At 38.4% G+C, this 23,816-nt stretch carries 23 protein-coding genes; 14 read left to right on the forward strand and 9 right to left on the reverse strand.

Annotation, left to right across the window (positions count from 1 at the left end):
- Positions 1-173: 173 nt before the first annotated feature.
- Both E1I69_RS05025 and E1I69_RS05030 read left to right on the forward strand, forming a co-directional pair.
- Positions 174-887 (forward strand): ASCH domain-containing protein, encoded by a 714-nt coding sequence (locus tag E1I69_RS05025; protein WP_136378504.1) that lies wholly within the window; start codon positions 174-176, stop codon positions 885-887.
- Positions 888-1,126: 239 nt separating this feature from the next.
- The gene (locus E1I69_RS05030; protein WP_136378505.1) at positions 1,127-2,299 is read left to right on the forward strand and encodes a D-alanyl-D-alanine carboxypeptidase family protein; all 1,173 of its coding nucleotides are present in this window, start codon (positions 1,127-1,129) and stop codon (positions 2,297-2,299) included.
- An 84-nt stretch (positions 2,300-2,383) separates the two neighbouring features.
- Here the strand turns inward: E1I69_RS05030 and E1I69_RS05035 are convergent, their stop codons facing one another.
- The 5 genes from E1I69_RS05035 to E1I69_RS05055 form a co-directional block, all read right to left on the reverse strand.
- Entirely contained in the window at positions 2,384-2,911 is a 528-nt protein-coding gene (locus E1I69_RS05035) for a DUF5381 family protein (protein ID WP_136378506.1), read from the reverse strand.
- A 223-nt stretch (positions 2,912-3,134) separates the two neighbouring features.
- A complete protein-coding gene (locus E1I69_RS05040) occupies positions 3,135-3,533 on the reverse strand; it encodes a GtrA family protein (protein WP_136378507.1) in 399 nt (132 codons plus the stop codon).
- The gene (locus tag E1I69_RS05045; RefSeq protein ID WP_136378508.1) at positions 3,502-4,533 is read right to left on the reverse strand and encodes a glycosyltransferase family 2 protein; all 1,032 of its coding nucleotides are present in this window, start codon (positions 4,531-4,533) and stop codon (positions 3,502-3,504) included. Before E1I69_RS05045 ends, E1I69_RS05040 begins: the two co-directional genes overlap by 32 nt.
- 22 nt (positions 4,534-4,555) lie before the next feature.
- Positions 4,556-6,208 carry a DUF6044 family protein gene (locus E1I69_RS05050; RefSeq protein ID WP_431731861.1) on the reverse strand — a complete coding sequence of 551 codons (1,653 nt, stop codon included), beginning with the start codon at positions 6,206-6,208 and terminating at the stop codon, positions 4,556-4,558.
- Between the two features lie 131 nt (positions 6,209-6,339).
- The gene (locus E1I69_RS05055) at positions 6,340-7,719 is read right to left on the reverse strand and encodes a S8 family peptidase (RefSeq protein ID WP_136378510.1); all 1,380 of its coding nucleotides are present in this window, start codon (positions 7,717-7,719) and stop codon (positions 6,340-6,342) included.
- A gap of 183 nt (positions 7,720-7,902) precedes the next feature.
- Here E1I69_RS05055 and E1I69_RS05060 point away from each other — a divergent pair, with 183 nt between their 5' ends.
- The 5 genes from E1I69_RS05060 (at position 7,903) to E1I69_RS05080 (ending at position 13,493) form a co-directional block, all read left to right on the forward strand.
- The gene (locus tag E1I69_RS05060) at positions 7,903-9,387 is read left to right on the forward strand and encodes a spore germination protein (protein ID WP_136378511.1); all 1,485 of its coding nucleotides are present in this window, start codon (positions 7,903-7,905) and stop codon (positions 9,385-9,387) included.
- Positions 9,388-9,411: 24 nt separating this feature from the next.
- A complete protein-coding gene (locus E1I69_RS05065; protein WP_136378512.1) occupies positions 9,412-10,500 on the forward strand; it encodes a GerAB/ArcD/ProY family transporter in 1,089 nt (362 codons plus the stop codon).
- Positions 10,497-11,579, forward strand: coding sequence for a Ger(x)C family spore germination protein (locus E1I69_RS05070; RefSeq protein ID WP_136378513.1), 1,083 nt, complete (start codon positions 10,497-10,499; stop codon positions 11,577-11,579). Before E1I69_RS05065 ends, E1I69_RS05070 begins: the two co-directional genes overlap by 4 nt.
- 102 nt (positions 11,580-11,681) lie before the next feature.
- Positions 11,682-12,446: a (S)-benzoin forming benzil reductase gene (locus E1I69_RS05075; protein WP_242634534.1), complete on the forward strand. Its 765-nt coding sequence runs from the start codon at positions 11,682-11,684 to the stop codon at positions 12,444-12,446.
- Between the two features lie 96 nt (positions 12,447-12,542).
- Positions 12,543-13,493, forward strand: coding sequence for a Gfo/Idh/MocA family protein (locus tag E1I69_RS05080; protein ID WP_136378515.1), 951 nt, complete (start codon positions 12,543-12,545; stop codon positions 13,491-13,493).
- Positions 13,494-13,534: 41 nt separating this feature from the next.
- Here E1I69_RS05080 and E1I69_RS05085 read toward each other — a convergent pair whose 3' ends face one another.
- Entirely contained in the window at positions 13,535-14,506 is a 972-nt protein-coding gene (locus E1I69_RS05085; protein ID WP_136378516.1) for an ABC transporter substrate-binding protein, read from the reverse strand.
- A 285-nt stretch (positions 14,507-14,791) separates the two neighbouring features.
- Between E1I69_RS05085 and E1I69_RS05090 the strand changes: the two genes are divergently transcribed.
- From E1I69_RS05090 to E1I69_RS05110, 5 genes are all read left to right on the forward strand, one after another.
- Positions 14,792-15,796 (forward strand): FecCD family ABC transporter permease, encoded by a 1,005-nt coding sequence (locus tag E1I69_RS05090; RefSeq protein ID WP_136378517.1) that lies wholly within the window; start codon positions 14,792-14,794, stop codon positions 15,794-15,796.
- Positions 15,793-16,851, forward strand: a complete 1,059-nt coding sequence (locus E1I69_RS05095; RefSeq protein ID WP_136378518.1) for a FecCD family ABC transporter permease — start codon at positions 15,793-15,795, stop codon at positions 16,849-16,851. The genes E1I69_RS05090 and E1I69_RS05095 overlap by 4 nt, the downstream gene beginning before the upstream one ends.
- A gap of 77 nt (positions 16,852-16,928) precedes the next feature.
- Complete coding sequence (locus E1I69_RS05100; RefSeq protein ID WP_136378519.1) at positions 16,929-17,738, forward strand: ABC transporter ATP-binding protein; 810 nt, start codon at positions 16,929-16,931, stop codon at positions 17,736-17,738.
- A 2-nt stretch (positions 17,739-17,740) separates the two neighbouring features.
- On the forward strand, positions 17,741-18,547 hold the full coding sequence (locus tag E1I69_RS05105) for an IucA/IucC family C-terminal-domain containing protein (RefSeq protein WP_136378520.1): 807 nt from the start codon (positions 17,741-17,743) through the stop codon (positions 18,545-18,547).
- Positions 18,519-18,767 (forward strand): YusU family protein, encoded by a 249-nt coding sequence (locus tag E1I69_RS05110; protein ID WP_136378521.1) that lies wholly within the window; start codon positions 18,519-18,521, stop codon positions 18,765-18,767. Before E1I69_RS05105 ends, E1I69_RS05110 begins: the two co-directional genes overlap by 29 nt.
- A 36-nt stretch (positions 18,768-18,803) precedes the next feature.
- Here the strand turns inward: E1I69_RS05110 and E1I69_RS05115 are convergent, their stop codons facing one another.
- Both E1I69_RS05115 and E1I69_RS05120 read right to left on the reverse strand, forming a co-directional pair.
- Positions 18,804-19,157 (reverse strand): spore coat protein, encoded by a 354-nt coding sequence (locus tag E1I69_RS05115; protein WP_207308508.1) that lies wholly within the window; start codon positions 19,155-19,157, stop codon positions 18,804-18,806.
- A gap of 13 nt (positions 19,158-19,170) precedes the next feature.
- Positions 19,171-19,500, reverse strand: a complete 330-nt coding sequence (locus E1I69_RS05120; protein WP_136378522.1) for a hypothetical protein — start codon at positions 19,498-19,500, stop codon at positions 19,171-19,173.
- Between the two features lie 198 nt (positions 19,501-19,698).
- On the opposite strand from E1I69_RS05120, the gene E1I69_RS05125 reads away from it, so the two are divergent.
- Positions 19,699-20,616 carry a proline dehydrogenase family protein gene (locus E1I69_RS05125; RefSeq protein ID WP_136378523.1) on the forward strand — a complete coding sequence of 306 codons (918 nt, stop codon included), beginning with the start codon at positions 19,699-19,701 and terminating at the stop codon, positions 20,614-20,616.
- Between the two features lie 371 nt (positions 20,617-20,987).
- Here the strand turns inward: E1I69_RS05125 and E1I69_RS05130 are convergent, their stop codons facing one another.
- A complete protein-coding gene (locus E1I69_RS05130) occupies positions 20,988-21,137 on the reverse strand; it encodes a YuzL family protein (protein WP_136378524.1) in 150 nt (49 codons plus the stop codon).
- A 245-nt stretch (positions 21,138-21,382) separates the two neighbouring features.
- Between E1I69_RS05130 and E1I69_RS05135 the strand changes: the two genes are divergently transcribed.
- On the forward strand, positions 21,383-23,767 hold the full coding sequence (locus tag E1I69_RS05135; protein WP_136378525.1) for a 3-hydroxyacyl-CoA dehydrogenase/enoyl-CoA hydratase family protein: 2,385 nt from the start codon (positions 21,383-21,385) through the stop codon (positions 23,765-23,767).
- Positions 23,768-23,816: the final 49 nt, after the last annotated feature.

A 23,816-nucleotide genomic window follows, 5' to 3' on the forward strand; every position in this document is an offset into this window, starting at 1 on the left:
GTGTAATTTTTTTACAAAAACGGATGTGGGCAATAATCTAATGCCTATACATTTAACCAACTTTTAATAATATCCTTAAAAATAAGTATATTCATGGCGCTTACCAAGTTTTTAGGTTGTTTCTTTCAAACCTTCCATTATATAATTCAATATAGTGGGAAGAGGTGATTTGGATGAAACGAATCGATTTTTGGGGTCGAGATGAATATGATGAAAGACTTCTTGAAGAGGTCCTTCGAGGTGTGAAAACAGTCACCTGTACTCCAAAAGTTTGGTATGATCAATTACCAAACGAGGAAAAGAGTGAAATTGGTGATATTATTCAGGTGTTTACAAAGCGAAATGAGCATAAAGCAAATCTCAAAATCACCGATTTTTATGAAATTCGATTTGGTGAAATTCAAGGTAAAGTGGGAGAACGTATTGCAAAAGGGGAAAATTCCACTTTGGATCAATTTATCGAGGATCATATTTTTAGCTGGGAGAAACCACTAGAGATTGATGGATACGAGCTTAACGAAGATACCATCATTGTGGTGGAACACTTTCAAGTTACAGACATTTTTACAGATGTTACTATAGACTTACACCTTGTCCCAATGACAGAGGCAGAAGGATATCAGATCATCAATTGGACTGATTTTGAATTGTTTAGAAAGTCCACTGATTATTTTTATTCCGTCTATAAAGAAAAGGATTTTGTGGGGTTTGTTCGGTTTCGTCAAAATGATACAAACACCTTCATGTATTACAAAGTAAATCCTAATTTTGAGGGACATTTAGATGAAAAGAAACTTATGAAGAAAGCCGAAAAGCTTGCTCAAGAAGCACTTTTGGCAACAAATATAATCCATGAGTGGAGTTCCATTTACACTTACCATAAATAATTGAAAAGGTAGACGTCTGGTAAAAATCGTACCAACGTCTTTTCTATGTCTAAATCCTCTGGGAAGGTTCTACTTGGTTGCTGAACTGCAGAGCTCCCGTCAGAAAATCAATTTGACAAACGAATACCTGTAATTGTAAAATCGTGTGGGACTAGGGGACAGGTACCTTGTCCCACAAATGAGAGAAATCATAGCTGAGACGCGTAAGTGAGGAGCTTTGTCTCAAGGGGAGAAGAGAAATGAAACAGTTTTATTTTGTTTTAGTTCTAGTATTTCTAATGACCTCTCTTTCGCCTTTTCAAGTTCATGCAGAAGGTGCTGAGAATGGGGCACCTGCAATTAAGAGTGATGCAGTCATTTTATTAGATGCAAATACTGGTTCTATCCTATATGAGAAAAATAGTCATGCACAAATGTATCCTGCAAGTTTAACGAAAATGGCAACGGCCATCTATGCGATTGAAAAAGGAAATTTAGATGATGTTGTATCTGTCAGTGCGAACGCCTATGAAACGGAAGGTACTCGCGTGTACCTTAAAGAGGGGGAGCAGGTGACATTAAAACATCTTATTCAAGGTTTATTAATTAATTCCGGAAATGATGCCGGAGTTGCCATCGCAGAACATCTTGATGGGAGCATAGAGTCTTTTGCAGACTCACTCAATCAATATTTAAAAGAAAAAATTGGCGTCGAACAGACTCATTTTACAAACCCACACGGTCTCTATGATGAAAATCACTACACAACCGCATATGACCTTGCTTTAATTACGAAATATGCGTTAAAGAATCCCGTTTTCCGTGAGATTTTTGGAACAAAGGAATTAGCGTGGGACGGAGAATCATGGGATACCACTCTCTTTAGCCATCATTTATTGCTTAGAGGCGAAATTCCCTATGAAGGAATTACAGGTGGAAAAACTGGTTTTGTACAAGAATCGCGATACACTCTTTCAACATCGGCAGAACAAGGTGATTTATCTTTGATTGCGATTGTATTGAAGGCAGAACGGGACGAGTACGCCTATGAGGATACAGTGGCACTTTTAGACTATGGCTTTGAAAATTTTGAGGTAGCAGAGGTAGCTTCAAGCGAGAAGTTTTACGGTGAGCAGAATGAAAGCTATCGTCTCAATAAACCACTTCCATACACACAAAAGAAAAATGAAGACGTTCAACTGGCAATGAATGACCAAGGAGTGCTTCAGGTCCTTGGGGAAGATGGGCGTCAACTCGCGGCGAAGCAACTTAAAATGGATATGCCAAAGGAAGCCATGGGCACTCGTGCTGACATCGACCCGGCTAATCTTTCTAAAAAGAACCATTTACCGGCAATCCTCATGGTCATTTTTTTAAGCATGGGTGTTATCTTCCTTCAGAAAACCATAAAAAACATGAAAAAAAGCACTTAACCAAAGTGCTTTTTTTACTTTCATAAAGTCATCTGTTACATATTTCAAATTAGACAAAAATAGGATGCGTCTCTTTTTAGCCCTCTATAATTTAAGTATCTCACTAGAATTTTTCCGTTTTTTCTCACTCTTACAAGTAGGATTTGCATTTGGCAGAATATATTCCTCGACTAATTGTTTCATGACATGATCAGGAATTAAATTATAGTAAGAATAGTAGTGTTTTTTTCCATTTGTTGTGGTGACAACGAGGTTTTGGAATACGCCACCGCTTAACTTTTCAGCATGCCATCCGTAAAATACATCCGTAATATCAGCTAAAGGTACACGATTTTTAAGGTTAATTAAATGACCATCTTCAACTTTAATTAAGACTTTACTTTTTGATAGAACAGAGACTAGTCTTAGGATGGCACCGCCTGTAAATAGGACACCGATTACACCAATAATGATCCCAATAAATCCTTTAAATGTACCAAGAGTACCTGCGATGATTAATACGACAATAGAGGCGATTAGTCCAACTCCCGCTCCCATATATAGGCAGCCAGCCCCGCCCTTTTTATATACAAGGCCAACACCATTTCTATTTGGTATCAGATAATTATTCATAAAAATACATCGTTCCTTTCATATTCAACAGGGTTTATAAAAGATCACTATAGATAATGGTAAAAGGGATTAAATATTCGAAAAGGGGCTAAAGATTCATTTTACAATATTTTACTAGAGAAAATTAAGGTGTGTTGTTATCTTAGGTAGTAATAAGAAAATGAAAAAAGCACTCCTACAATGGGGGCCCTCATTTGAGTTTCCCAAAGTCAAAGTGCTTATCCTATGAAAATACAATATATTTTTGCCCGAGATAGTTCATCATTGTATAAAGGCATGTTCCTAGTAAAACAGCCACCTCGTTTGGATAGTGCACAAAAATGAATCCTGCAACGAGCTTACTCATCGAAAAAGAAAGAGAGTAGCAGCTTAAAATCACTAAAACAAACAATGGAATACTCTTACCATACATTGCTTTGCTACTAAAAGTGAATCGTTTGTTCAACATATAGCTGACTCCGGCTCCAAGCGAATTGCCAACAAAGGTCGCAAGCCAATAGGAAAAACCGACTACATGCAGCAATATAAATATACTTGAGAGACCAACAAGCGTATTAATGACTCCGACAAGCAAAAAACGAATAAAGGTGTTAGTTGGTTTCAGAAAGTGGGTTGTAATCAATCAAGAGTTCACCCTCTTCCGGAGCAAAAGGCTCGTCAGCCGGAACAGCAAGATTAAAAGTATCAATATCCACAACAAACTTCGGACGTCGCTTCGTCTCCTTATAGATTTTCCCGATATATTCCCCAATAAAACCTAAAGCAATCAATTGCAGTCCGCCAATTAACCAAATTGACGTAATCAGTGAAGTCCAACCTGTTTGGGTTTGGCCACTAAATTTTAAATAAAAGAAATATCCGCCAAAGAAAAGGCTAACAAAAAAAGAGAGCAACCCAATTAAGGAAATAAAGCGAATCGGTGTGACGCTAAAGGATGTAATGCCATCGAGGGCAAACGAGAGCATTTTCCGTAATGGGTATTTCGTTTCCCCTGCCATTCGTTCTTTTCGATCGTAAAATACAGACGTCGATTGAAAGCCAACAAGTGGGACAACCCCACGTAAAAAAAGATTGCTCTCATCGAATTGTTCAAGTACTTTAACGGCTCGTTTACTCATTAACCGGTAATCGGCGTGGTTATAAACAAGGTTCACACCCATGAATTGCATCAATTTATAAAATCCTTGTGCCGTATGTTTTTTGAAAAGGGTGTCTGTCTTGCGCTCTTTTCGGACACCATAAACAATTTCATATCCTTCCGTATACCGATTCAGAAACTCGCGAATGACAGAGATATCATCCTGCAAATCAGCATCTATCGAAACAAGACAATCTGATTGCCCTTTTGCTGCAAACAGGCCAGCCAGTAATGCATTTTGGTGTCCGACATTTCGAGCTAGTTTAAGCCCTTTAATCTTATTGTCTTCCAGCCCTTTTTTATAAATAATGGACCATGTTTGATCCTTGCTGCCGTCATCGACAAACAAAAGTCTACTTTTTTCTGAAACCAGTTTGTCTGTAATAAGCTCATCTAAAAGGGTTCGAAGCTGCTTCATCGATTCGGGAAGAACTTCTTCTTCATTGTAGCAAGGGACAACGATAGCAAGTGTTGGTGCATTCATGATGAATCCCCCTTATAGTTTTTTATTGAGCAATCGACACTCGATACAAATAAATCCTCCAAGCAGATTCTGGTGAATCGAAGGTTTGCTCAAGTTCAAGATGATTTTTTGAAGCATTTTTGATAGGCAAGGATGAAAAAATATACCTGCCTCCCATGTCGTAAAATGCTTTCATATTGAGTTCCATTTTCTTAATTTCTTTTTTGGAGGTCTTTTTAAACATATAGTGTTTGCCAAGTTCATCCAAAAAGAGATAGCAGCGTCCGCCCCATTCATCGAAATATTGACGTAATTTTTGATCCTTTTCTAACTCCTTCGCGATAATTTCTCGAAATTGATGTTTATAGGAAAGAGGATAAAAATTATTGTAAGTATCAAGGGTATAAAACCCGTTAAATTGAGCGATGGCAGGATGGAGACCGATACTTGCAACACGGTATTTGTCTTGCGGCATTCCTATGTAGGTTTTGATATCCTCAAATTGTTTTTCTGCAAAGAATTGCTGAAAGGAGGGCTTCTTTTTATAAACAATTTCTTCATTAAAAGAGGCCACAACAGCTAATTGGGCAACCAAGAATAATAAGCTTGCTCGCTTCCAATTCGGTTTGTATTCCCACAAAATTTTTAACGAAAGAGCAAATAAAATGTAGATCACCATTGGTCGAAGAAAATGGAATCTTGCAAAATTAAACGTATTTAGAAAGTGAAACCGTTCCGTTAAAGGAACCCAGCCTTTATAAAACCAAAATGCATACCAAATCGACAAGACCGCATTTAAAAGATGTAAGTAAAGAAAAACTTTCTCTTGTTTCCAGCTTTTCTTTAACAACACAATATTCAATGCAAGTAGGGTAACTGGCAAAATGATTAGACCGTGAACACTCATGACATGGGTATGACCCAGGACGTAATTTTTTAAGGAAAGTCGTAACGCACGAAGAAATGATAAGCGCGCATGAAAGTATTCATCTCGACTGTTTGGATCGTCCATAAAAAGAAAGGAGTACACTAATCGGTATTCAACCATCATAAAAATCAAGGTAAAATAGATGAGTGCCCATAAAAAACGAAGATTCCATCCCTTCCCACGCACAAAGTCAACAATCCAAAGGATTCCCATTGCACTTATAAAAAAGAAAAAACCAAGAACGATGCTTGCATAGAATGGGAGTACGGTCAATGTCAACCAGTTCACCCATGATTTCTCCCCTGCACGAATATTAAGCAGTGCCCAAAGTGCTAAAGGCATCCCAAGGGTACTTAGCATTCCAGATGGCCAAAAAGGTGTAAGGGAAAAGGCTAATGAAACTCCAACTCGAATCCATGACCAATCCTTACTTGATAGAAAATGTTTTTTTAATAACAAGTACATCCCGATAAATGCAAAAATTCTAGTGATCAATTGGCTTAGCCCATAGGCAACCATAGGTGGAAAAAGAACATGTAACCAAACAATTCCACTATATTCTGTTCCAAATGCCCCTCTTTGGAGCTGCCCATTGATTATTTGGGGGATGTTCACATCAACTGGTCCGAGGATTTGATTGCTTTGGGCTAAAACTCGATACCAAGCCAGGTTTGAGTCTAAATTGTCATGGACTCGTAAATGAGCATTCTCTCCAAGGATAAAATATGGAGAAACAAAAATGACAATGAGTAAGAGTGCAGCGATGATGAGGCGATACTCACTTCGTTGTAGAGATCCAGTATTAGACAATTTTCTTCCTCCAATATAAACGATGCCAATTTCTTTTTTATCGTTTCCTAAATCATCTGGAATATGAATGAAAAAAGAAAAAGTGGGGGTTACCCACTTTTAGATTCCGCACCTTGTTTTGCTTGTTGGAGGGCTTGGACAATATCAATCAGTCCTTCACCAAAATAAATATCCTTTCCTGCTTTCCCGAGATCCAAGCTGGTACCTTTGATCATATCCATAATTTCTTTATTTGAAAGGTTTGGGTTGATAGAACGCATTAAAGCTGCAAGAGCTGCCACATGTGGGGCTGCCATTGATGTACCTGATAATGCAGCATATTGCTCATCAATATAGGTGCTTGGGATCGTTACACCTGGTGCCGCCACATCAATATAATCCCCGTAATTCGAAAACTCGGCTTTATCTCCGTTTAAGTCAACAGCAGCGACACTTAATACTTGTGGATATGCTGAAGGATAACTTGGCTGACTTGAATTGTCATTTCCTGATGCCGCGACCATGACTACGTCGTGTTTGTATGCATATTCAACGGCTCGTTTTAACAACTTTGATCCCTGGTAGTTGCCAAGGCTAAGGTTGATAACATCTGCCCCGTGGTCAGTTGCCCAAATGATGCCGCGGGCAATGTCGAAGGTGGACCCATATCCATCAGAGCCCATTACTTTAACTGGCATAATGGGGTTAAACCATGTGATGCCAGCTGTTCCTTCGTGATTGTTTGTTTGGGAAGCAATAATACCGGCAACATGTGTGCCATGTCCATTGTCATCATCTGGAACATTGTTGTCCTTAAGAACGTTATAACCATCTGCAATTCGATTAACGAGGTCAGGATGATCCAGATCCACTCCTGTATCCACAATTGCAATTTTTACTTTATCCGATCCTTGCGTAATGCCCCAGCCGTTCTCCGAATCAATCATCCGTAAATTCCATTGAAAATCATTGTACAAAAGGTCATTTGGATGCTCCTGGTTTTGCATCATAATATAATTTGGCTCAGCAAACTCAACGTTTTTGTTTTTTTCGAAATATGAAATCATTTCACCTGTTTTCAGGTTATTTGATTCAAAAATATAGGAGGAATCAAGCTTACGTAATAGCTTTCCTTCGATATCCTTTTCAATTTGTTTAATTTCAGCTTGTGTTAGATGGTTTTTAAAATCAACAATAACTTGATGGTGATGATAATGGCTTTTATCTTTACCATTATGATCAATCACATCAATTTCTTTATGGTTGTCTAAGTGTTTTTGAACATTATTATAGAGTTGAATCGAATCGACATTCATAATTTGCGGAGACGTATCAATCGTTTCATTGTTTAATTGTACAGAACTGTTAGGGGTAGAAAACGATTTAGGGCTTTCCTTATCCCCGTTATTAAAGTATGAAAAAGAAACAAATAACGTTAGTCCAATTGTGATGGCCAACGCCACAATCGCAATTCTTTTTTTATTCCACATTTACTTCACCTCAAACCCACTTTTTCTTATTATCCTGCGGGACACACAGTTTCATGCCTCAATTTCATTCCAATAAATTCAAAGTAAATAGAAGTTCTATGCATAAATTCCATACATTTCAAGGAATAACTAACAGAAGGGAAGTAGCAATAGAGACAATGTGGAAGTTAGAAGGAGATTATTATGGCAAATTGGTTCAAAAAAGAACATAAAAAACCTCGATTAACGGAGGAAATCTATCAAACCTTTCGGAAATCAGAAGACTTTACTTGCCAATTTAATAGCCAAGCGATTCGTCCATATTGGATTTGTTATCAGCGCAATATAATTGATACACAAACCCTCAATGAACAAATTTTGCCTTATTTGCTCTATACGAAAGTTTATTCAATTCGAGAACTTAAAGGCATTCTTCCTAATAAGGAAATTGTTATTACAAACAAGATAAACGATATCGAAAATAAACTATTGCAAGGCAGTATCATGATTCAATTTCACAAGCATGACGGCTATTGTGCTCTTATTGATGCAGTGAAATTTGAAAAAAGATCGGTTAGTACGCCTGAAGTGGAATTCAGTGTAAATGGTCCAAAAGAGGCATTTGTCGAATCACTGGATACCAATTTGAATTTAATACGAAAACGATTGCCGGTACCTGAATTGCGTGTGAAAGAACTAACAGTTGGTAAGTTATCAAGGACGAAGGTGGCCGTACTTTATATTGAAGACATTGTGGAAAAGGAAAATGTACAAACCGTTTTACAGCGGCTCCATGATTTCGAGTATGATTCGATTAATGATACTTCTTTTATTTCGGAAATAATTGCGGATAATACGAATTCTCCTTTTCCACAAGTGCTTGAAACGGAGCGTCCAGACCGTACTGCTTCCGTATTAGTGGAGGGAAAAGTAGTGGTGCTCTCTGAAGGGTCTCCCCAAGCGATTATAGCACCAACAACCCTTGTTGAGTTCTTTTCATCGTTTGAAGACTATTTCATGAATTGGTACATTGGGTCATTTGTTCGGATGCTTCGACTTTTTTCAGTCATCTTTTCTATATTAATTACACCCATTTATGTAGCCGTTCTTACTTATCATCATGAATTAATTCCACGAGATTTACTTGCAACCTTGGTTATCTCAAGACGAGAGGTTCCATTGCCGCCCATTTTAGAGGCCCTCTTTTTAGAAATAACCATTGAGTTGCTACGTGAGGCTGGGGCACGGTTACCAGCCAAGGTTGGTCAAACAATCGGTATCGTGGGTGGTATCGTGATTGGAACGGCATCTGTTGAAGCTGGACTTACGAGTAATGTGTTGTTGATTATGATTGCCTTAGCGGCATTAGCATCATTTACAACACCAGTTTACACAATGGGTAATACAATCAGGTTAATCCGGTTTCCATTTCTTCTTTTAGCGCAGCTATGGGGGCTATTAGGAATAGTGATGTGTTTCTGTTTTATGTTAACCCATTTAATTGGATTAACTTCCTTAGGTCGCCCATTTTTAGAGCCGCTTTACCCACTTCGGATTAGAGATTTAAAGGATGCCTTTGTTCGGCTGCCTTTTTCGCAGCTTTCAAAGCGTCCAACTTTTGTTCGTCCAGGAGACACTGTCCGTTTTAGCGAAAAGAAAGCGGAGAAGAAAAAGGATATTGACGAGTAGTCGAAAATCCAAGGAGTTGCAACTATGGAAAGGATAAAAGAATCGTTATTAGTATCTCCTTTTTTTGTATTTTTCTTAATTCATTCCATGCAGATAGGGGTAGGGATACTTGGTTTCCAGCGAATTATTGCAAAATCAGCAGGTTATGACGGTTGGATCTCGATTATTCTGGCAGGAGCAGCGGTCCATGTTATTGTATGGATGATGTATAAAATATTAAATGATTCAAAAGGGGACATAATTGAAGTTCATAAAGAGGTTTTCGGAAAATGGATTGGAGGCTTTTTCAGCCTAATATTTGTCATTTATCTTATGGCAGTCGCAATCACCGTTTTACGCACTTATATTGAAGTTGTACAAGTTTGGATGTTTCCAGAGTTAAATGCCTGGGTCTTTAGTTTATTTGCTTTAATCCTTACGTATTATATTATTTTAGGTGGATTTAGAACTGTAACCGGAATTAGTTTTTTTAGCGTTGTCGTGCCGGTCTACATTCTTTTATTAGTCTTTTATCCTTTAGAATTTGCACATGTACGAAACTTACTGCCCATCTTGAATCATTCTTTTATAGAAATTGCCAAAGGAACAAAGGACATGACCCTGAGTATCATAGGCTTTGAAACACTGTTAATCTTTTATCCATTTATAAAAAATCCCAAAAGTTCTCAGAAATGGGCCCAACTTGGTGTGTTAGCTACGACAGTTTTATATTTAATTACGATGATTACATCCATTATGTTCTATAGTTCTGGCCAGCTCGATAAACATATTTGGGCAACGTTATCCATGTTTAAAACAATTGTGATGCCTTTTGTGGAGAGGTTTGAATATGTTGGAGTGGCAACATGGTTTTTTATCATCCTTCCTAATATTTGTCTTACAATCTGGGGGGCAAGCAGAGGCATTAAAAAAGTATTTTCGGTTCAACAACGAAAGGTGCTTCTTTTCATTTTACCTGTTGTTTGGGTGATTGGTAGTTTTTTTAAAACACGTCAACAAATAGATATGCTTAACGAATACATGTCAAGTTTTGGTTTTTATTTTGTATTTTTATATATTCCTATCCTTTTTGTGCTCACGCTTGTCATTCGTAAAGTGAGGGAGAAAAAATGAAAAAGATTTTTATTGGAATTGTGCTAACTGCTTTTACAGTCGTTACGATTGTATACGGTAAAGTACCGGAAGAAATCATAGATGAGGTTAATATCGTTGCAGCTGTTGGGTTTGATCGCGCTGAAGGACAAAAAATTAGCGGTACAGCTGTTATCCCTGTTTTCCATTCGGATAAAAGTATTGACAATGCTAGTTTTACTGACGAATCAGTCTTGGCAAAAGAAATTATAAATGTATTACAAAAACAATCAGCCGACCCATTGGTAACAGGTGGTCTACGAGTTGCTATATATGAAGATGAGTTAGCGAAGAATGGGATTTTACGATACGTTGATGCGCTTCAACGTGATGCGAGTGTTGGTGCGAAAGTGTATTTAGGAATTATTGAGGGAAAGACAAGGGAGGTATTAGAAAAAGATTTAGGAAACAGGGGAACAGGGGAATATCTTTCCGTGATTCTAGAACACAACATTACAAAGCAAGATGTTCCGAAGTCAGATCTTCATACCTTTTTATATTCGCATTATATGGAAGGGCTGGACCCCTATCTCCCCACTTTAAAATTAATTGGAGATAAGATGGAAATCACAGGGTTAGCTTTGTTTGATAATGGAACGATGGTATCGAAAATTGAAGAAGAAAATTTATTTTTTTTTAAGGCGATGGTAGAAAATTACGGTGAAGGGTCTTATACATTACGATTAAAGGATACGGATGAGTATGCGTCCGTCAAGCGAATCAAAACGAAAAGGAAAATAAAGGTAGAGGAAGTGCATGGGTCTCCAAAGGTAAACATTACAATTAAGTTTGAAGGAATTTTAAGTGAGTTTTCCGGAAAAAAAGCAACTCCAGAAATCACCAAACAGATTATCACTCAACTCGAGAGTATTATTAAGGAGAAATCTGAAGAAATGCTAAAACATTTTCAGGAAAAAAATATTGACCCAGTAGGGATTGGGTATATGGCTAGACATTCTGTTCGTGGTTTGAATTTTGAAAAATGGCAACTTGATTATCCGAATATAGAAATAGCTGTTCATGCTAAGGTAAAACTAATTGAGACGGGAATTACTCAATAAAATTGTAAAGTACAATTTGCTTGCCTTTTTCCTCTCAACAAGTGTTCAATAGGGTATGATATACTTTTTGTAAGTGGTGGAAAAGATAAAAGTCTATTGGGAGTGTCTTATTTGAAATATTTTATTATCACTGGTACATCTAGGGGATTGGGAGAATCCATGGTAAAACAAATTATGGACAAGAATCATACCTTATTTTGTATCTCAAGAAAACAAAACAATGAATTAAAAGAAATGGCGTTTGAAAAAGGAATCAATCTTTATTACTTTTCTTGTGACCTCCATAAAACGGAAGAAATTGAAAAAGTGATGGAACGAATTTTTTCATCTATTGATTTTTCAAACGCAGAAGGCATCTACTTAGTTAACAATGCTGGAACGATTGATCCGATTAAGCCGATTGGAAAGGCGAGTCCGAGAGAAATAACGGAAAGTATTCATGTCAATCTGTTGGCTCCAATGATAGTAAGTTCTTATTTTATTCGACATACAGCAACGTTCGCGACTCAAAAGGTGATTGTGAATATTTCATCAGGTGCTGCTAACCGTGCAAGACACGGATGGACTGCATACTCTACGTCAAAAGCAGGAATTGATATGTTCACAAAATCAGTTGGTTTTGAGCAAGAGGTCGCTGAGCACCCAGTGACCATGATTTCCTTTTCACCTGGTGTCATGGATACAGAAATGCAAGAGGTGATCCGAAAATCAAAGAAGGAGGATTTCACTGAGGTCGAGCAATTTATTGAATTCAATGAGAAGGGCATGCTAAGATCGCCTGATTTTGTTGCTAGTGTAATCCTTGACCTAATCCTTAATCAAGAATTAATCAATGGTCATGTCTATGATATAAAATCATACGTATAAAACGATAGCCCCCTTTAAGAGGGGTTATTTTTATGATCGTTTCATAGACGATTAGAAGGGGCGGAATTATAATGGAGAAAGAGGGGGAGAGGTAAAATGGAACAAATAAGAGTAGGAGTCATTGGTCTTGGAGCTATTGGAGAAAGACTTATCCAAGGCTTTAACGCCAATAAATATACAACCGTTCAAGCGGTCGTTGATACGGATAAAGAGCGTGCTTCAAAGATGGCAGAAAAGCTTGGTGGGATTAACTGGTACAATCATCACATGAAAATGCTGGCGGAAGAGGAATTGGATTTAGTTTATGTAGCTGTTCCACCAAAATATCATCATGCCGTTACTATGGATGTCATTGAAAAAGGGGTTCATGTGTTATGTGAAAAACCTCTCGCGAATTCGGTTGAAGAGGCTAAGGAAATGTTCGAAAAAGCTGAGCAAGCCGGAATCATTCATGCTATGAATTTCCCGCTGAACTATAGTAGTCCAGCAAACACGTTTGATCAGATGATTAAAGAAGGATACATAGGACAATTACGTAAACTAGAACTTTCGATGAATTTCCCTAACTGGCCACGTCTCTGGCAGCAGAATGATTGGGTGGCGGGTCGTGAACAAGGTGGTTTTGTCTTGGAGGTAGGGGTTCATTTTATTCAATTAACCCAACGTATTTTTGGTTCCATTACACATATAAATAGCCGGTTAGAACTTCCTAAGGATACGACCAAATGTGAAACCGGCGTTATTGCCTCATTAGCATTAGCAAATCGAACACCATTCTTAATCAATGGCATGAGTCAGATTGCTGGTACAGAGCGAATTGCCTATACGGCTTACGGTACGGAAGGGAGCCTTTCACTAATCGATTGGGGGACCCTTAAAGGTGGTAAGCTAGGTGAGGAGATCCATTCGATAGAAAATGAAAAGGAAGACACCTCAACCCTTATAGACAATCTCGTTGCTGCAATTGCGGGGAAAGAAAGTCACCTATATACATTTAAGGATGGATATGAGGCACAGATCATATTAGAAAAACTTAGAGATAAATAAAAACAAAAAGCTCCCACCGATCTGACGGCGGGAGTCTCTTTTTACTTTGCCATGTATTTTTCAATATCATCAAGCATGAGATTAGCTGCTAGAACACCACCTGCAGTGTTCCAAATAGGGTCACTTACTTTGTGTACATTACCTTCCTTCACCGCATTTAATCCCTTCCAAAGCGGATTATTAATCCATTCTTCCTCAACCTTAGTTGCTTCGCCATTACCTGTTTCATAGGTGAAGTAGAAGATGACATCCCCATCCATTAATGGAATCTTTTCTTGATCAACTTCTCGAGCAAATTGATCATTTTGGTCTTGCGCAAATAAATCAACCTGTTGCTGTGGACGCTTCAAGCCTAATTGTTCAAAAATAACTCCTGAGAAAGAATCTGTATAATAAATCCGAGTTCGACCTTCCATAAAACGGACAACAGAAACTTCAGTATCCGTATTAATATTCTCTTTAACGCTATTTAAATGGTCGTTAAAATCAGCGAGAACTTTCTTTCCTACTTCCTCTTTATTAATTGCTTTCGAATAGAGGGTAAAGTTCTTTTGCCAATCCCCACGTAAGTCTTCAGCAAAAACAGTTGGAGCAATCGATTTTAATTGCTCATAAATCTTTTCCTGACGCATTTTATTCCCGATAATTAAATCAGGCTCGAGTGCGGCAATTGCTTCAATATTAACATTGCTTTCTTCACCAACAACTTTGACACCTTCCATTTGATCCTCAATATGAGCATACCAAGGATCTCCTATCCAAGAACGAACAGCTCCAACAGGCGTAACTCCCATTGCAAGTAAGGCTTCTGTGCCTTCATTTGTTAAAACAACTATTCGTTTTGGATCTTTGTTAATCGGTGTTGAACCCATCGCATGTTCAACTGTATATGTATTAGGACTTTCAACTGCCTTATTCTTGTCGGTATTATCTGCAGCTCCACAAGCAGCCAATACTAGTGAAAATACAGCCAACGTAAGAAATCCAAGATAAGTTTTCTTTCTAAAATTCATTATGTATCCTCCTGTTAATTGATAATGATTTTCATTTACTTATGATAATAAAGTGATTTGAAATGTAAGTCAATATAAATTTGAGAATGATTTTCATTCCATTGACAATCATTCTCATTTCCAATAGACTAAAAGAGAAATAAACTACTAACTTTCTTGTCTTTAACACAATGATGCAAGGACACATGGAAGATGTATAACATTACAAAAAACACCTAATATTAACATAAACATGTTTACCCAAAGTCATACATGTCTTTTAACTATTCAAGGAGTATTAAATAAATGGTTTTAAAATCAAATCAAGCGAAGTTTACAGGACTTGTTCTCGGAATCTTAGTATTGCTATTATCGATATGTGCAAGCATTGTTTATGGATATACTGATACATCTTGGAAAATGGCATACGAAACGTTTACAGCTTATAATGGCTCGAACGAACACATTATCATTGAAACCATTCGACTCTCACGTGCCCTCATTGCTGCAGCTGTTGGAGCGAGTTTAGGAATAGCAGGAGCACTTATGCAAGCCCTAACGAAGAATCCATTAGCATCACCAGGAATATTTGGAGTCAATGCTGGAGCGGGTTTTTTTATTGTCGCGGCTGTATCTATTTTCTCAATCAACTCCTTACACGCTTTTACCTGGGTGGCTTTTTTAGGGGCTGCGGTTGCAGCGTTTATCGTTTATTTCATTGGATCATTTGGGCGGGAAGGCCTCACCCCCATGAAATTAACATTAGCGGGTGCAGCGATTGCTGCCATGTTTTCTTCCTTCACACAAGGATTGCTCGTCATTGATGAGATGGCACTAGACCAAGTATTATTCTGGCTTGCAGGCTCCATTCAAGGAAGAAAGCTCGAAATGCTCACAAGTGTTCTTCCCTATTTAGGAGTGGCTTGGGTCGCATCATTGCTCTTAGCGAATAAAATCAATATCTTATCAATGGGTGAAGATGTCGCAAAAGGACTTGGACAGCGAACAGGTACAGTTAAGCTATTAACAGCTATAACGATCATCCTGTTAGCTGGTGGGGCAGTAGCCGTTGCAGGACCAATTGGGTTTATCGGTATTGTCATTCCACATCTTGCGCGGGCTTTGGTCGGTATTGACCATCGTTGGATTCTTCCATTTAGCGGTATTCTTGGTGGAGTATTACTACTATTAGCAGATATCTCGGCTCGGTATATCGTCATGCCTGAAGAGGTGCCTGTAGGTGTTATGACGGCCCTAATTGGAACACCTTTCTTTATCTATGTAGCGAGGAAGGGGTTTCATAAAGCATGAACAAATATAGAGCCATTCGTATGGGTAAAAAGGGAAAAATCTCATTTTTGATTGATAATAAAGCACTTGTTACGTTTTTTATTTTAATAGCAATTGCAATAATCTTGTTTTTAATAAGTACGGGTCTTGGAGAAATGAAGATTGACCCTATTACAGTTGTAAAAACACTATTTGGATATGGAACCCGAATGGAGCAATTGGTCGTAACATCATTTCGTTTGCCACGAATTATCATTGCCTTTTTAGTAGGTATGGCGCTGGCGGTTGCGGGGAGTATTTTACAAGGAATTATTCGAAATCCACTTGCCTCACCAGATATTTTAGGCATTACAGGTGGTGCGTCTGTTGCAGTAGTTGCTTTTTTAGCATATTTCTCAAATTCAAGTAATGCGTTAACCGTAAGTATTAAATGGATGCCAGTTGCTGCATTTGTTGGTGCAACTATTATTGCTTTTTTAGTATACGTTTTGGCTTGGAAGAATGGAGTTTCCCCTATACGACTTGTATTAATAGGAATTGGGGTTTCTGCCCTCACACAAGCTTTGACAACAACATTTATGGTAATGGGACCGATTTATCAAGCAAGCCAGGCGAATATCTGGATTACCGGGACTGTAAATGGGTCAACATGGGCAAATGTACAAATTCTAAGTCCTGTTGTCATTCTTTTAGTAATCATCTGCATGATGCTTGCACGTAACTTAAACATTCAAGAGCTAGGAGAAGAACTTGCAACGGGTGTTGGAAGTGATGTACAGAAGCAACGATTTCTCTTATTGCTCGCAAGTACAGCATTAACAGGAAGTGCAGTAGCTTTTGCCGGTGGGATCGGTTTTGTTGGATTAATGGCACCCCATATGGCACGAAGATTAGTTGGTTCAGCCTTTGGTGCATTGATCCCAACTGCAGCACTACTAGGGGGAATCCTCGTGATGTTAGCAGATTTAATTGGTAGGACTGTATTTTCACCAACGGAAGTTCCAGTTGGCGTATTTACGGCTGCAATAGGAGCACCATATTTTATTTATTTACTTTATAAGAGTAGAAATAGCTAGGGACTATTTACTATTGACAAACTCCAGTTCTGGCAGCTGTAGATTTTATAACATAGATTTGTAAGGGGGCGAACTTGATGAATGCATTGAAGACGGAAAACTTGACTTTATCATACGGGGACTCCATTATCATCGAAGACTTACATCTTGAGTTACCAAAAGGTGAAATCACTGTTTTTATAGGTGGAAATGGATGTGGAAAATCAACCTTGCTGCGTTCTTTAGCAAGACTTCTAAAGCCAAAACAAGGAGCTGTTCTTTTAGAAGGCGAGGCGATTGCAAAGCTAGCAACAAAAGAAGTTGCAAAAAAGCTTGCGATTCTCCCACAAGGACCTATCGCTCCTGAAGGACTGACCGTCCTCCAGTTGGTCAAACAAGGTCGTTACCCTTATCAAAACTGGCTTAAGCAATGGACTGAAGAAGATGAAAAAATCGTTAAACATGCCCTAGAGGCTACCAATATGACAGATTTTGCCGAGCGAACCGTCGATTCACTCTCAGGTGGGCAACGCCAACGGGCTTGGATTGCGATGACACTTGCTCAGCAAACCGATATTATTTTACTTGATGAACCAACCACCTATCTTGATATGACGCATCAAATTGAGATTCTCGACCTTTTATTTGAATTGAACGAAACTGAAAAACGGACGATCATTATGGTTTTACATGACTTGAATTTAGCATGTCGCTATGCTCATCATATTGTAGCGATAAAGGACAAACAAATATATGGGCAGGGCAAGCCAGAGTATGTCGTAAATGGCAGCCTTGTCAAAGATGTGTTTGGAATGGATTGTGAAATTGCCGTTGATCCGTTGTTCGGAACACCTCTATGCATCCCGCACGGCAAAGGACGACGTCTATTAGATAGGATAGGAGTATAACGATGTCAAACCTCCTTTTGAAAACAGAAATCGAACAATTAAAGGAATTCCGTTTTAGTGACAGACAATTTCAATCAAGCCTATCAAGGCCTGTGATTGAGCTTTGTGATGAGAAAATCATAAAACAGTATTTAGACAATGTCGGAAAAAAGATAGCAGCGCCAGATAAACGTGTAGCTGCATCCATGTTCATGAAACGTTATGGATTTTTCGCAGTCCTTAATTTGTTTGCAATGACGGTATTCAACAAGCGATTAAATGTATCATTGGCCAACATCTCATTGGAAACAAGTGAAGAAGAGAAGATATGGTATTGGAATCCGAAGTTTTATTTCACAGATCTTCAGACCGTGTCAGCACCATCCGATTCACGAGATAAATGGCGAGACGATTCACTTCGCGCTATTTTTCATGATCACATCCATGAAGTCATAATGACTCTAACAACACACTCGGGATTATCGAAAAAGGTTCTTTGGGAAAATGTTGCCATCTATGTATATTGGCTCTATGAATCTGTATTAACAAAACCAAAATTTGATGATAAACGAGAGATTATTCAAGAGGATTTTGAGTATATTGTCAAGCGAGCAGAAGGGGAATTATTCGGCCCGATTGCATTCAACCCTTTATCGCGATATTTGGGTGTAAAGGCATATCGACCTGAATACGACCAAAACATCCGCACAAGGAAAACATGCTGTCTTTACTATAAGACAACAAGTAACGGAGACCGCTGTAAAACTTGTCCGTTAAATTGCAAAATAGGAGATAAATCAGATGAATCAAAAAATAGAAGAACAAGTTGATGGATTGCTAGAAAAATATACAGAGCTTTTACTTGGTGAAAGTTCACCTGAGTTAAAGGAAAAAGTAAAGCTTTGGTCACTTTATATGCACATTTCAAAATCAATGCCACCACTCGCTCAGCACTGGAACCAAACCTATCCAGATGCTAAAGAGGGCATCAAGGAGATCATTGCAGAAATTAAAACATTAAATGAAGCACATCGTTCAAAAAATAAGTAAGAGATGAGCGCCTTTTCGCGCTTCATCTCTTTTTTCTTACTGGAGGTTGGTATGGTCTGGAAACTGTGTCGTTGTATAATTATAAAACTGTTGTAGCTTTTGTTGAACTTTTTGTGTTTCGGCTTCCTCAAGCTTATACCAGCCATTTTTGAACATGAGATTATAGAGATCTCTTTGACAATCCTGTGTTTCATTAAAAATGGAACGGATATCCTCATATAATCCATCATGACTCATTTCATTTAACGCAGTGCTATAAGCGGCTGTCATATATTTTTCAGTTGCCAACATGTCGTTGATAAAATCACGATCATTCATTTGTGGTGTCTTTGGTACACTCGTTTTCGGATTTTTCACCTGGTTTTGATTTTGATTCATTTGCTGATTCATTTATGTAGCCCCCTTATTGCATTTGCTGGCTTTGAATTTGGCCTTGGTTTGGTTGCTGTGGCTGTTGACCTGTATGCTTTTGCATATGATCTAAAATTTGGCGATAGTGGCGCTCGTGCATTTGACAAGCTTTTTCTAACGCTTGTGAGATTTCAGACATCTGACATTGACTTGCATAAAAGTGCGCCTTTTTTAACGCCAAAAGATTCCACGACATCATATCGGTTAAATACAACAGATCTTTCGACGTAATAACCGCAGGAGCTTCAGACATTTGCGGTCCCTTTGGCGTATAAAAAGGTTGCTGTTGCTGTTGCTGCTGTTGTGATTGCTGTTGTTGCATATGAAAACCCTCCTTATCCTATTTTCGCTATTAGGATGCCATTAAAACGTTTTTGTATGCAATGCATACAATAGTACTGTAAGCGGTTAATATTTTTTTTAGATGTATATTCAAGTCGAAATAAACGTGATAAACTAGATGTGAAATTAAGAGATTTATAGAAAAGCAACTAGAGTACGTTTCGAGGGGGAACTTGGAATGGAACACGTTTTACGAAACTTCTTTTTATTTTTATCAAAAAATAAAGCGTTTACAAAACTTGCGAGAAAATATGGCTTACGCTTTGGTGCTGCACGATTTGTCGCCGGGGAAACAATCGATTTAGCCGTAAGAAAAATAAAAGAGCTAAATGCAAAGGGACTCGCGGTCACCATTGATTATCTAGGTGAATTTGTGGATAGTATTGAAGAAGCAAATATGATGGCTGACGGCTCCATCGAGGCAATAAAAGCAATTGGTCGAGAAAAACTGAATGCACAGCTTTCCTTAAAAATGACCTCCATGGGATTGGATATTTCAGATGAAGTTGTGTTGAATAATATGCAGAGAATCCTTGATGTTGCAAAAGAAAATAATGTATTTGTTACAATCGATATGGAGGATTACTCCAGATGTGAAAAGACGATCGAAATCTTTAAAGAACTTCGTAAAGATTACGACAATGTAGGAACAGTGATTCAAGCGTATTTATATCGGACTGTAAAGGATATTGAAGACTTAAATAAATTCAATCCTAATCTTCGCCTTGTTAAGGGTGCCTATAAGGAGTCTCCGGAAGTAGCATACCCGGAGAAGAAGGATGTGGACGAAAACTTTAAGAAAATCATTAAAATGCATCTTTTAAATGGAAACTATACAGCAATTGCTTCACACGATGAGGCGATCATTCAATATACAAAGGAATTAGTAAAGGAACATAATATCAGCCGTGACCAATTTGAATTCCAAATGCTATATGGGATTCGTTCTGAACGCCATGAGGAACTTGTGAAAGAAGGCTATACGATGCGGGTGTATGTACCGTATGGAACGGACTGGTATGGATATTTCATGAGACGTCTTGCAGAACGCCCTGCGAATGTAGCATTTGTTTTGAAGGGTGTATTTGGGAAGTAGGGTGTTTGAAAAATGGTAAAGCAGCGCGAGGAAGAAATGTTTTTCTCGCGCTGCTTTTTGTTTTGAATGAAAATAGACTAAACTATGAAGACCAGATCACGGAAGGATTCTGTATGAATATGTTTTCTCGCGGTTATGAGGACCAAAACACCGAAGGATTTGGCATGAAAAGGTCTTCATCGCGGTTATGAAGACCAAAACACCGAAGGATTTGGCATGAAAAGGTCTTCATTGCGGTTATGAAGACCAAAACACCGAAGGATTCAGCATAAAAAGGTCTTCATCGCAATTATGAAGACATATTCGCCTACAAATTCACTTCGAATAGTCCTTCATCAAACTCCCATCCTAGGTGCTTTGGCCAATTCTACTTATTCCTCGCTATCCGTATTATGGGCACCATATTGTTGGTTGGTGGATTGGGTTTTCCCGAATTTCTTTCTGGAATCAGGCCCTGCATTTCCTTTAACACTTGCCGCACTAACAGCGCGTTTAGATGGGTTTTTATCAACTTTCGCCATTTGATTGTCACCTCCATTTTTTAGAATCCCCTTTTTCACTATTTAAAAACGAATTAACAAAAAAAAGAAAAATTGTTTCGTGAATATATTGCGAAAATTTAAATATTGTTTTATATTTAGATATAAAGGAACTCATTCTTTTGGATATTCAATATTCAAGGGGCTGAAATGAATAAGGGATATTTTTTTTGAAGGAAAAATGAATGAGTGTTCATTCAAAAATGAATCGAAGGGGGAAACTGTGAATGATCCAAAGCATTAAAAGAGCTGCAGTTCTTGGTTCTGGAGTTATGGGCTCAGGTATTGCTGCACACTTAGCAAACATCGGAATACCTACCTTACTATTAGATATTGTTCCTCGTGAACTTTTAGAAGTAGAAAAAAAGAAAGGGCTTACACTAGAAAGTAAAGAAGTTCGAAATCGGTTAAGTAATACAGCCGTTCAAAAGCTGTTAAAACAAAAGCCGGCACCACTTACCTCTAAGGAAAACATCGCGCTTATCACAACCGGAAACTTTGAAGACGATTTGGCAAAGCTTTCAGAAGTGGATTGGATTATAGAAGTGGTTGTTGAAAACCTTGATGTTAAGAAAAAGGTTTTTAGCCAAATCGATGAGGTAAGAAAGCCAGGCAGCATTGTAAGCTCTAACACATCTGGTATTTCGGTTGAAGCAATGGCTGAAGGACGTTCAGAGGATTTTCAAAAGCACTTTTTAGGAACACACTTCTTCAACCCACCACGCTATTTGAAGTTACTTGAAGTGATTCCGACAAAAAACACAAGCCCAGAAGTACTTACTTTTATGAAAACATTTGGTGAAGATGTACTTGGCAAAGGTGTCGTTGAAGCGAAGGATACACCTAATTTCATAGCAAATCGAATTGGAACATATGGATTGCTTGTCACTGTTCGTGAAATGCTTAAGGGCGGATACAGCATTGGTGAAGTAGACTCGGTTACTGGTCCAATGATTGGTCGGCCGAAGAGCGCAACCTTCCGTACCCTTGATGTTGTCGGTCTTGATACATTTATCCACGTTGCAAACAATGTTTATGATCAAGTGGACGGAGAAGAAAAAGAAGTTTTCAATGTTCCTGACTTCATGAAAAAAATGCAGGAAAAAGGATGGTTAGGAAGTAAAACAGGGCAAGGTTACTTCTTAAAGCAGGGGAAGGAAATTCTTGAACTAAATCCGGAAACACTTGAATATCAAGAGCGCAAGAAGCTTCAAACACCAGTTACTGCTTCAATTAAACAAGTAAAAGGGACTGCGAACAAGCTAAAAACGCTCTTATATGCAGAAGATCGCGCTGGAAAGCTTTTATGGAATATTACAAGCCCAGCACTTATCTATTCTGCTAATCTTCTAGGCGAAATTGCGGACGATATTGTTGCCATTGATGAGGCAATGAAATGGGGGTTTGGTTGGCAGTTAGGTCCATTTGAAATGTGGGATGCAATCGGCCTTGAAAACTCTGTGAAGAAGATGGAAGCAGAAGGTTCCCAAATACCAGCATGGATTCAAGAGATGTTAGCAAAAGGAAATACCACTTTTTATAAGAGAGAAAATGGGGCTGTTTCTTATTATCAAAATGGGGAATACAAAGCATGTAAGGTAAACCCGAAGAACATTCATATCAAAACATTAAAAGAAACGAATGGCGTCATTAAGAAAAACAGTGGTGCTAGTTTAATAGATTTAGGTGATGATGTCGCTTTATTAGAATTCACATCACCAAATAATGCAATCGGTTTCGATATTATTCAAATGATTAATTACTCCATAGAAGAAGTGGCAAAAAACTATAAAGGCCTAGTCATTGGAAACCAGGCGAAAAACTTCTGTGTAGGTGCAAACCTTGCGATGATCTTAATGGAAGCACAAGATGACAATTTCTATGACATTGAACTAGTTGTGCGCAATTTCCAACAAGCAATGATGAATATCAAATACAGTGAAAAACCGGTTGTCGTAGCACCATTTGGGATGACCCTTGGTGGAGGAGCAGAAATCTGTCTGCCGGCAGCGAAAATTCAAGCCTCAAGCGAAACGTACATGGGGCTGGTTGAAGTAGGTGTTGGTGTAATCCCAGGTGGCGGTGGTAACAAGGAGCTTTATATCAACCACCTCCAAGGAATGCCTACAGGTGTAGAAGTTAACCTTCAAAACGTCGCAAATAAAGTATTCGAAACAATCGCGATGGCAAAGGTTTCTACATCAGCTGAAGAGGCTCGAACAAATAACTTCTTAACAAAAGATGACGGTATCTCCTTTAACGGTGATCACCTTATCTATGACGCGAAACAATCTGTATTAGCATTATCTGCACAAGGCTATAAAGCCCCGGTGCGTAAGAAGGTACCAGTGGTTGGTGAAACAGGCTATGCAACCCTCCTTTTAGGAGCACAAGCAATGAAATATTCTGGCTATATTTCAGACCATGACCTTAAGATTGCGAAGAAGCTCGCGTGGGTTATAGCAGGTGGTAATGTTCCTTATGGTACCGAAGTAGATGAACAATACTTACTTGACTTAGAACGTGAAGCATTCCTAAGCCTTGTCGGTGAACCAAAGACACAACAAAGAATGCAACACATGCTTGTAAAAGGAAAACCATTACGTAACTAAACACACATGCTTAAAGGAGATTGAAATCTAAAAATCTCCTGCTGCGGAT

It is taken from the genome of Bacillus timonensis, from assembly GCF_004799755.1.
Classification (GTDB): domain Bacteria; phylum Bacillota; class Bacilli; order Bacillales; family Bacillaceae_L; genus Ferdinandcohnia; species Ferdinandcohnia timonensis_A.

Excerpts from the sequence above, each read along its gene's own strand:
- E1I69_RS05025 (WP_136378504.1), top strand. The coding sequence starts at position 174 with ATGAAACGAATCGATTTTTGGGGTCGAGATGAATATGATGAAAGACTT.
- E1I69_RS05030 (WP_136378505.1), top strand. The coding sequence starts at position 1,127 with ATGAAACAGTTTTATTTTGTTTTAGTTCTAGTATTTCTAATGACCTCT.
- E1I69_RS05035 (WP_136378506.1), bottom strand. The coding sequence starts at position 2,911 with ATGAATAATTATCTGATACCAAATAGAAATGGTGTTGGCCTTGTATAT.
- E1I69_RS05045 (WP_136378508.1), bottom strand. The coding sequence starts at position 4,533 with ATGAATGCACCAACACTTGCTATCGTTGTCCCTTGCTACAATGAAGAA.
- E1I69_RS05055 (WP_136378510.1), bottom strand. The coding sequence starts at position 7,719 with ATGTGGAATAAAAAAAGAATTGCGATTGTGGCGTTGGCCATCACAATT.
- E1I69_RS05060 (WP_136378511.1), top strand. The coding sequence starts at position 7,903 with ATGGCAAATTGGTTCAAAAAAGAACATAAAAAACCTCGATTAACGGAG.
- E1I69_RS05065 (WP_136378512.1), top strand. The coding sequence starts at position 9,412 with ATGGAAAGGATAAAAGAATCGTTATTAGTATCTCCTTTTTTTGTATTT.
- E1I69_RS05070 (WP_136378513.1), top strand. The coding sequence starts at position 10,497 with ATGAAAAAGATTTTTATTGGAATTGTGCTAACTGCTTTTACAGTCGTT.
- E1I69_RS05080 (WP_136378515.1), top strand. The coding sequence starts at position 12,543 with ATGGAACAAATAAGAGTAGGAGTCATTGGTCTTGGAGCTATTGGAGAA.
- E1I69_RS05085 (WP_136378516.1), bottom strand. The coding sequence starts at position 14,506 with ATGAATTTTAGAAAGAAAACTTATCTTGGATTTCTTACGTTGGCTGTA.
- E1I69_RS05090 (WP_136378517.1), top strand. The coding sequence starts at position 14,792 with ATGGTTTTAAAATCAAATCAAGCGAAGTTTACAGGACTTGTTCTCGGA.
- E1I69_RS05095 (WP_136378518.1), top strand. The coding sequence starts at position 15,793 with ATGAACAAATATAGAGCCATTCGTATGGGTAAAAAGGGAAAAATCTCA.
- E1I69_RS05100 (WP_136378519.1), top strand. The coding sequence starts at position 16,929 with ATGAATGCATTGAAGACGGAAAACTTGACTTTATCATACGGGGACTCC.
- E1I69_RS05105 (WP_136378520.1), top strand. The coding sequence starts at position 17,741 with ATGTCAAACCTCCTTTTGAAAACAGAAATCGAACAATTAAAGGAATTC.
- E1I69_RS05110 (WP_136378521.1), top strand. The coding sequence starts at position 18,519 with ATGAATCAAAAAATAGAAGAACAAGTTGATGGATTGCTAGAAAAATAT.
- E1I69_RS05115 (WP_207308508.1), bottom strand. The coding sequence starts at position 19,157 with ATGAATCAGCAAATGAATCAAAATCAAAACCAGGTGAAAAATCCGAAA.
- E1I69_RS05120 (WP_136378522.1), bottom strand. The coding sequence starts at position 19,500 with ATGCAACAACAGCAATCACAACAGCAGCAACAGCAACAGCAACCTTTT.
- E1I69_RS05125 (WP_136378523.1), top strand. The coding sequence starts at position 19,699 with ATGGAACACGTTTTACGAAACTTCTTTTTATTTTTATCAAAAAATAAA.
- E1I69_RS05130 (WP_136378524.1), bottom strand. The coding sequence starts at position 21,137 with ATGGCGAAAGTTGATAAAAACCCATCTAAACGCGCTGTTAGTGCGGCA.
- E1I69_RS05135 (WP_136378525.1), top strand. The coding sequence starts at position 21,383 with ATGATCCAAAGCATTAAAAGAGCTGCAGTTCTTGGTTCTGGAGTTATG.